Here is a 6,236-nt window from a genome sequence, read left to right on the forward strand (position 1 = left end):
GAACACCTGCGCGAAAGCCAGTCCGGGCCAGAACCAGCCGCCGCAACCGCCACACCAGTCACACCAGCTGGCCTGCACTTGCGCGACTCGCCTGAGACGAGCGCGGCGTTGCCCTTGACCCGAGGTCCGGGGGCCCGGGTCTCGCCCGTTAGAATTCGGGTTTCATGACTGAAGCACGGGATCTTGCCGATCGTTTCCACGAGCGCTGGCTGCACGTCCACCCGTTCGCCGCCACCATGTACGGGATTCCCGGGTACGACCACCTGCTTCCTGACGACAGCGAAGCGGGCCAGCAGGCCTGGCGTGCCGAAGCCGACGGATTCGTCCGCGAGGCCGACGCGATCGACCGCGGCACGCTCAGCCCCGCCGATGCCGTCACGCTCGACTGCACCAGGGGTGCCGCCGCCCAGGAGGTGGCGGTCGTCGACCTGGCCGCCGATGACCACACCGTCACCGCCATGCACTACGAGGGACCAGCCGCGTATCTCGCGGTAGCGGCCAGGACGATCCTGCTGGATCAGGCGGCCGCCGAGGACTTCCTCACCCGGGTCCAGGGCAGCGGCGTCTGGCTCGACCAGGTCACCGATCAGCTGCGGGCCGGCGAAAGGCGGGGGCGGCTGCCCGTCGCTCCACTGGCGGAGAATGCCATCGCCTGGGCCGAGGCGATCCTGGCCAGCCCCGACAACAGCCCTGTCCTCGTCCCCCAGCCGCCGCAGGACTGGTCCCGCGCGGCGGACTGGGAGGCCGCCCGCCGCGCGGCGGTGGCGGATGTCGTGAACCCGGCCCTGGCCAGGTGGGTGGCCACGGTCAGGGACCTGCTGCCGCGGTCGCGGCCCGCTGAGCACGCGGGACTGCACTGGATACCCGACGGGGACGGCGACTACGCCACGGCCATCCGCGTCTACACGACGCTGCCGCTGTCGGCCGACGACCTGCACAAGACCGGGCTCGACCACGTCGCGGCGCTGGAGGCCCGCGCCGAGGAGCTCGGCGCCCGGCTGGGCCTGTCCGGGCGGGACGAGGTCTTCACCGCGCTACGGGAGGCGGCCAGGAAGATCCCTCCCGAGGAAGCGATCCGCCGGGCGCTGGCCGCCGTGCGGCGGGCCGAGGCGCAGGCACCGGAATTCTTCCCCGCCCCGCTCCCGGCGCCCTGCGAGGTGACGCCCATGCCGGACGTCGTGGCGCTCGGCGGCGCGGCGCCGCACTACACCCCGCCGCGCCTCGACGGCGGGCGGCCGGGAACGTTCTGGTTCAACACCAAGCGGCCCACGGCCGGCACTGGATGGGACATCGACGCCGTGGCCTTCCACGAGACGGTGCCCGGCCATCACCTCCAGCTGTCTCGCCTGCAGCTGCTCACCGGCCTGCCTGCGCTGCAGCGCCAGCGCAGCCTGCCCGTGTTCTCGGAAGGCTGGGGCCTGTACGCCGAGCAGCTCGCCGACGAAACAGGGCTGTACGACGGCGAGCGCGGCCAGCTCGGCGCGGTCAGCAACGCCCTGATGCGCGCCGTCCGGCTGGTCGTGGACACCGGCATGCACGCGTTCGGCTGGAGCCGCGAACGGGCCGTCGACTACGCCGTCGACCACGTCCCCATGCCGCCGGAGTTCATGGCCTCCGAGATCGACCGGTACATCGTCATGCCGGGGCAGGCGCTGGCCTACCTCACCGGCAAGCTGGAGATCGAGCGCCTCAGGGACGAGGCCCGCAGACGGCTCGGCGCGGACTTCTCGCTGCCCGCCTTCCACGCGGCCGTCCTCGACCACGGCTCGCTCCCGATGCCCACCCTGGCCCGGAGCATCGAGACCTGGCTGGACGGGCACGACGGCTAGTACTGAGATTTCCGAGCCAGCGAAGTGAGGAACCCGCGCAGCGCTGGCGCGCCGGTGAACACGTGGCCGGTCATGCCGAGCGCCTCGGCGCCGCGGACGTTGCTCTCCTTGTTGTCGATGAACACGGTGTCGGCGGCGCTGACCCCCTGGTCGTCCAGCACGTGCCGGTAGATCTCCTGGTGCGGCTTGAGCAGGTTGAGCTCCCCGCTTACGTAGCACGCCGCGAAGAAGTCGCCGAGCGGGCCGTGCCGGAAGTAGCTGCCGTAGTCCGGGCCGGCGTTGGACAGCAGCGCCAGCCTGGTCCCGCCGGCCTTCAGGTCGGCGAGCACCTCGACGGTGCCGGGGTTGATCGACAGCCAGCTGCGGAAGTCGGCCGCCCACAGCTCGTGCACCCGCGCGTCGTCCCAGCTCGCGCCGATGTCGGCGGCGATCGCCTGCCAGTAGGCGGCGACTCCGGCGCTGCCCAGGTCGAGGCCGTCCCTGTGCGCGAAGTAGGCCCGCCAGAACGGCGGCTCGCCGTCGCCGCTCACCCCGGCCAGGCCCGCGATCGTCTCCCGGTCGGCGGCCGACTGCGACAGCGAGATGACCTCGCCGTAGTCGACGATAATGAGCCGGCCGGGCAGCGAGATGGGCGCACGGGTCACCGCGGCAGCCCGGCGGCGATCGAGGCGAGCTCGCCGATGCTGTCCGCGGCGAACCTGCCGTCCGCGCCGACCGGCTGCATGACCACGTGGTCCGCGCCCGCGTCCAGGTGCTCGCGGAGCCGGTCGCTGACGGCGTCAGGACCATGCGGCACGACCGCGGACATGAGCCGGTCGCTGCCGCCGTCGGCGAAATCCTCGTCCCCGAAGCCGAGCGTGCGCAGGTTGGACGTGTAGTTCGGCAGCTTCAGGTAGAACTTGGCGTACGCGCGGGCCGCCGCGGCGCCGTCGGCGCCCGGCGCGAGCGCGACCGCCAGCTCAGGGACCAGCAGCCGGTCGGTCCCGAGGACCGACCGCGCGAACACGGTGTGCTCGGGCGGGGTGAAGTACGGGTGGGCCCCGTGGGTGCGGTCCCTGGCCAGCTGGAGCATTTTCGGCCCGAGCGCGGCGAGCACGGTCGTCGACTCCATGGCGGGGAGCTCGTCGAGGAACTGCCGCATCTTCGTTAGCGGCCGCACGTAGGCCTGCCCCGTCGATTCGACCAGCGGCGCGTGGCTGACACCGAGCCCGAGCACGAAGCGGTCCGGGTAGTCGGCGGTCAGCCGGTCCGCCGCGGCGGCCAGCTCGGCGGGCGGCCAGGTCCAGACGCTCGCGATGCCGGTGGCCACGACCAGCCGGCTGGTGGCGGCCAGCAGCGGCTCGAGCGCCGCCAGGTTCTCCGCCGCGTTCACGCCGGGGATCCAGACCGAGCTGAAGCCCGCGTCTTCTACCGTTCGCGCGAACTCCCCGGGGTCGAGCCCGATCGCGGCCGGCGGCGGCATCCAGATGCCGACTGGTCCAAGCAGCTCCCGCAGTTCGTCAGTTGTGGTCATGATCTTGTTTATAGCCGCAACCGGATCGGGAGGAGACACCGATGTCCCCGCGAGTCACAAGTGACCTGCTGCTGGTGGGCAGCATCCCCGCCGCGTCCACCGAGGACGCGCTGCGCGCCGCCGCGGTGAACTTCGCCGGCCCGGGCCTGGTGTTCGCCCTGCCGGACGGCGAGACGGGGCCGCGGTCGTCGTGGGTGGGGTACGAGCGGGAACGCCTCGTGCGCCCGAACCCGGACATCGAGACGGTCAAGGAGACCGACTCGCCGACCGGGCGACCGCGGCACATGTACGAGGCGCCGGTCTTCAGGGTCAGGCCGGGAGCGACGGCCGTGCACTGGGACACCTGGCCGCGCGTGGACGACGCGATCGCCTCCTACCAGGTCTTCAGGAAGCTGCGCGCGGAGGGCGTCATCCCTGACGACGTGCGATTCCAGGTCGGGCTGCCGTTTCCGGTCAGCGCGCTGAACGGGCTGCACGCCGACTTCGCGGCCGACTACCCGGTCGCGGCGCCGGGCTTCGCGGACCTGGCGGCCAGGGAGATCGGCCGGCTCACCGCCGCCGTCCCGCCGGGAGACCTGGCGATCCAGTGGGACATCGCCTACGAGACCCTCGACATCGAGGGTGTGCTGCCGTGGAGCGGCGACGGCGCGTGGGACCGTTACACCGACGCCGTGGACCGGCTGCCGCGGCTGGTCCCCGAGGAGGCCCTGACCGGCTTCCACCTGTGCTACGGCACGTTCCCCGAGTGGCCGATGTACGAGGCGCGGGACATGAGCGTCCTGGTCAGGATGGCGAACTACGCGGTCGCGAACTCCGGCCGCACCACCGACTGGCTGCACATGGCCGGCCCGCGCTACCTGCGCAGCGAGGACGAGAGCTTCTTCCGCCCGCTCACCGGCCTGCGGACAGGCGACGCCAGGATCTTCCTCGGCATCGTGCTGCCGCTGGACGGCGAGCCGGGGCTGCGACGGCGGCAGGCGACCGCGGCGAAGTTCCTGCCGGACTTCGGCGTCGCGCTGTACTGCGGCTTCCGCGTTCAGCCCGGCAGCACCCCCGAGCAGGCAATCCGCGAGCACCGCGACGTGGTGACGGCGGTCCGCCGCCCGTGACGATGAGTTTCACCGCCGGCGGGAGTCTTACTGACAAGAGTCACTGACGAGGGGAGCGACCATGACCCGACCGATTGGCGCGCCGTGCTGGATGGACCTGCTGACGTCCGACACCGCACGGGCACGAGAGTTTTACGGGGGGCTGTTCGGCTGGACCGCGGGCGACGCCGCCGAGGAGTTCGGCGGCTACTTCATGTTCTTCGCCGGCGGCGCGCCGGTGGCCGGCTGCATGCCGAAGGTGCCCGGCATGCCGGGCACCGAAGGGCCCGACAGCTGGGGCGTGTACCTGTCGTCCGCGGACGCCAAGGGCACCGTCGACAAGGCGCTCGCGCACGGCGGCACGCTGCGCGATGGGCCGATGGACATCGCGGACCTCGGCGTCCAGGCCATCATCACCGACGACACCGGGGCGCGGATCGGCGTCTGGCAGGCGAAGTCCTTCCCTGGCATCAGCGCGTTCGGCCCGGTGGGAACGCCGTCGTACTTCGAGCTGATCACCCGCGACTACGCGAAGTCCGTCGCGTTCTACACCGACGTCTGCGGCTGGCAGCCTGAGGTCGCGGGCGACACCGATGAGTTCCGCCTCAGCGTGCTCAAGGACAGCGACGGCGAGACCATCGCCGGGATCATGGACGGCGCCGGCTTCCTGCCGCCGGACGCGGGCGACCAGTGGCAGCTTTACATCCAGGTGGCCGGCACCGACGCCGCGCTCGCCAGGGTCACCGAGCTGGGCGGCACGGTCGTCCAGCCGGGCATCGACACCCCGTACGGCCGGCTGGCCGCCGCGACCGATCCGACCGGCGCGCCGTTCAAGCTCGTCGGCCCGGCCGGCGAGGGCTCAGCCTAGGACCCCGACGTGATGCCGGAGTAGTCGGCGACGACCCGCAGCCCGGGCTCTCCCGACGGCGGGTCATAGGTGGCGAACTGCTCCTGGTAGCCGATCCCGGCCCTGGTCAGCGCCTGGCCGGGGGAGTAGAAGCCGGGGACGGTCAGGTGCATGGCGTCCCCGGCGGGCGCGGTGAGGGTGAGCTCGGCGGCGTCGGCGTAGAACAGCAGCGCGCCGCCGTCGGTGGTGCGCAGCCCGTACACCGGGCCGGACGGGGAGTGCGCGTCGGTGACCGACGACGCGGGCAGCTTGCCCTGCCAGAACGCGCGGTCCATGAGGTCCGCGAGGTTCCCCGGGTTCGGCAGCTGCCCTGTGCCGTCCAGCGACGAGGCGGTGACCTGCGCGATCTGCCCGGCGGGGACGGCCAGCGCCGTCGCGGCGGTCACCGGGGCCGCCAGGCCGCCGGCGCCGAGCGACACCGCGGCGGGGGTCGTGCCCGTGAGCAGGTACGGCTCGACCGCGTTCTTCCACGGCGCGCCAGGCCCGGCCTGGGTGAACAGCAGGTACTCCGTGCCGGTGATCTTCGCGGGCGCGGCCAGCTCGGCGTTGGCGACCTGGACGACGAACCAGCGCGGGTAGGCGGTCTCGCGCGGGATGTAGTACTGCGCCCGCTGCGGCCCGAAGGCCGGGTACGTCGCCGCGTTCTCCGCCTGCTGCAGCCGGTACAGGCCGGCGTCGACCGCGTAGCTGCTGCCGGTCTCGATCGCGGCGAGGACGGAGTCGCTGCGCTGCGCGTTCGCCGTGTTGTTGGCGGTCGTGTAGTTCGCGAGCACCTGGCTCGCCTGCGCCATGGTCAGCGCCCCCTGCCCGGCAGGAGACGGCGGCGCGGTGGGCGCCACCGGGGCCACGGTCGGCAGCGGCGACGACTTCGCCGCCCCGGGCTGGCCGCCGGAATTCCC

6 protein-coding genes are annotated in these 6,236 nt (G+C 72.5%); 3 read left to right on the forward strand and 3 right to left on the reverse strand.

Going from position 1 to position 6,236, the window contains the following annotated elements:
* Positions 1 to 164 precede the first annotated feature (164 nt).
* A complete protein-coding gene (locus tag WA805_RS29620; protein ID WP_425243970.1) occupies positions 165 to 1,829 on the forward strand; it encodes a DUF885 domain-containing protein in 1,665 nt (554 codons plus the stop codon).
* Here the strand turns inward: WA805_RS29620 and WA805_RS29625 are convergent.
* Together WA805_RS29625 and WA805_RS29630 are read right to left on the reverse strand one after the other, a co-directional pair.
* Positions 1,826 to 2,473 (reverse strand): HAD family hydrolase, encoded by a 648-nt coding sequence (locus tag WA805_RS29625; RefSeq protein ID WP_422326971.1) that lies wholly within the window; start codon positions 2,471 to 2,473, stop codon positions 1,826 to 1,828. The genes WA805_RS29620 and WA805_RS29625 overlap by 4 nt on opposite strands.
* On the reverse strand, positions 2,470 to 3,342 hold the full coding sequence (locus tag WA805_RS29630; RefSeq protein WP_425243971.1) for a TIGR03620 family F420-dependent LLM class oxidoreductase: 873 nt from the start codon (positions 3,340 to 3,342) through the stop codon (positions 2,470 to 2,472). The genes WA805_RS29625 and WA805_RS29630 overlap by 4 nt, the downstream gene beginning before the upstream one ends.
* Positions 3,343 to 3,383: 41 nt before the next feature.
* Between WA805_RS29630 and WA805_RS29635 the strand changes: the two genes are divergently transcribed.
* Both WA805_RS29635 and WA805_RS29640 read left to right on the forward strand, forming a co-directional pair.
* Positions 3,384 to 4,451, forward strand: a complete 1,068-nt coding sequence (locus tag WA805_RS29635; RefSeq protein WP_422339215.1) for a hypothetical protein — start codon at positions 3,384 to 3,386, stop codon at positions 4,449 to 4,451.
* A 61-nt stretch (positions 4,452 to 4,512) separates the two neighbouring features.
* Positions 4,513 to 5,298: a VOC family protein gene (locus tag WA805_RS29640; RefSeq protein ID WP_425243972.1), complete on the forward strand. Its 786-nt coding sequence runs from the start codon at positions 4,513 to 4,515 to the stop codon at positions 5,296 to 5,298.
* Here WA805_RS29640 and WA805_RS29645 read toward each other — a convergent pair.
* On the reverse strand, positions 5,295 to 6,236 hold a 942-nt coding region (locus WA805_RS29645; protein WP_425243973.1), incomplete at its 5' end, for a hypothetical protein. The two genes, WA805_RS29640 and WA805_RS29645, sit on opposite strands and share 4 nt — an antisense overlap.

Source organism: Trebonia sp. (assembly GCF_049794275.1).
GTDB lineage: Bacteria > Actinomycetota > Actinomycetes > Streptosporangiales > Streptosporangiaceae > Trebonia.